Origin of the sequence: Streptomyces sp. SID14478 (genome assembly GCF_010548525.1) — a bacterium.
Taxonomy (GTDB): domain Bacteria; phylum Actinomycetota; class Actinomycetes; order Streptomycetales; family Streptomycetaceae; genus Streptomyces.
Map to the genome: position 1 here is coordinate 1 of NZ_JAAGMG010000318.1, position 1,863 is coordinate 1,863.

Sequence of the window (1,863 nt, forward strand, 5' to 3'; positions counted from 1 at the left end):
GCGGGCAGCGTCCGGCGGGCGACGTCGCGGCCGTGCGCCTGCGCGGCCGACGCGCCGCTGACGGCCAGCACCAGGGCGGTGCAGCCGACGATTCCCATGATGACGCGCGCATGACATTTCTGTGTGTTCATCGTCCGACTCCTCGATGCGATGTCGTGGTCAAGTGCGTTGGGACAAAGGGAACTTGAGGTCAAGCGGGGGCGGCCGGGGTGGCTCTTCGCGTGGGTGCCACGGCGACGTGCCTGCCCTTCGTGGGAGCGAAAGCCCGGGCGAGGTCCGGCGGCGGGAGCGGAGCGGGGCGCGGCAGCCCGCCGCCGGACCGGTCAACAGGGGCGCGCACGGCCCTACTTGGCCTGCGCCTGCCACTCGTCCTGCGCCTTGTTCAGCTGCTCGGCGAGGGTGTCGAGGAACTCCTGGGAGGTCTCCTTGCCGAGCAGGACCTTCTGCAGGTTCTTCTCGTTGTCAGACTTGGAGATCGTGTTCCAGTCCGGCAGGTAGTACGGCAGGTCCACGATCTTCGTCGAGCCGGACGAGAGGGCGTCGGCGGCGAGTCTGGTGGGCTCGGAGTCCTGCACCCAGGCGTCCTTCGCGGCCTCGGTGTTGGCCGGGATCTGCTTGGCCGACTCGTTCCACTTGCTGTTCTCGGCGTGCGAGGCGGCGAACTCGATGAACTTCCAGGCGGCCGTCTTGTTCTTGCTCGACCTGAACAGGCCGAGCCCGTCGACGGGGTTGGAGACCTGCACGCGGGTCCCGTCGTCGCCGGTCGGGTTGGGCAGCCCGCGGAAGGCGGTTTTGAACGCCTTCACGTGGTCGCCGTAGGAGCCCAGGTTGTGGCTGAGCATGCCGATCCTGCCGCTGTCGAACTGCGCGACCATCTTGGTGAAGTCGTTGTTGACGTCGGCGGACGGCGTGGCCTTCTTGTAGAGGCCGACGTACTTCTCCAACGCCTTGACGTTCTTGGGGTCGTTGACCGTCGTCCTGGTGTTGTCCGCGTTCCAGAACGAGGTGATGCCGCTCTGCCCGTACATCACGTCGAGGGCCTGGGCGATGGAGCCCTCGCCGCCGCGGATGGTGTAGCCGAACTGGTTGTCGCCGCTGTCGGTGAGCTTCGTCGCCGCGTCGAAGAACGCGGTCCAGGTGGTGGGCGCGGCCAGACCGGCCTTCTTGAACATGTCGGTGCGGTAGTACAGGACGCCGTTGTTGGCCGAGGTCGGGACGGCGAACAGCTTCGAGCCCGAGCCGCCCGCCGCCTTGACCGACTCGGTGAACGCGTCGTTGAGCTTGCCGTTGAGGGAGCTGGTGGCGAGGCGGTCGTCGAGCGGTTCGAGGGCGTTCTGCGCGGCGATGCCGGCGAGCATCGCGGTGCCCACGCCGCCGACATCGGGCAGGCCGCCGCCCTGGATCGCGGTGTCGTACTTGGACTGCACGTTCTCGGCGGGGATGCCGACGTACTTCACCTCGATGTCGGGGTTGGCCTTCTCGAAGTCCTTGATGATCTCCTTCCAGACGTCGCGGCGCACGGCCGTGTTGTTGTCCCAGAAGGTGATCTCGCCCTTGCCGGAGCCCTCGTCGCCCTTGTCACCGCCGGCCCCGCTGCCGTCGTCGCCGCAGGCGGTCGCGGTGAGCGCGAGGACGGTGGTCAGGGCGAGGGCGGTGCCGGTGCGGAGCGCGCCTTTGCGCATACGAATCTTCATGATCGGCTCTCTTCTCATGGACCCGACTGAGGGTCGTGCCCAGTCGGACGGGATCGGTCAGGCGGAGGTGGTCAGGCGAAAGTGCGTGAACAGCGCCGTGCCGGCCGGGCCCGGGCCGCCCGGGGCCGCCGCGAACAGGCCGAGCAGTGCCCCGCCCCAGCGCCAGGGC

At 68.4% G+C, this 1,863-nt stretch carries 1 protein-coding gene; it reads right to left on the reverse strand.

The window, feature by feature from the left end:
- Positions 1 to 344: 344 nt before the first annotated feature.
- On the reverse strand, positions 345 to 1,694 hold the full coding sequence (locus G3I40_RS10810; protein ID WP_164301946.1) for a sugar ABC transporter substrate-binding protein: 1,350 nt from the start codon (positions 1,692 to 1,694) through the stop codon (positions 345 to 347).
- Positions 1,695 to 1,863 lie beyond the last annotated feature (169 nt).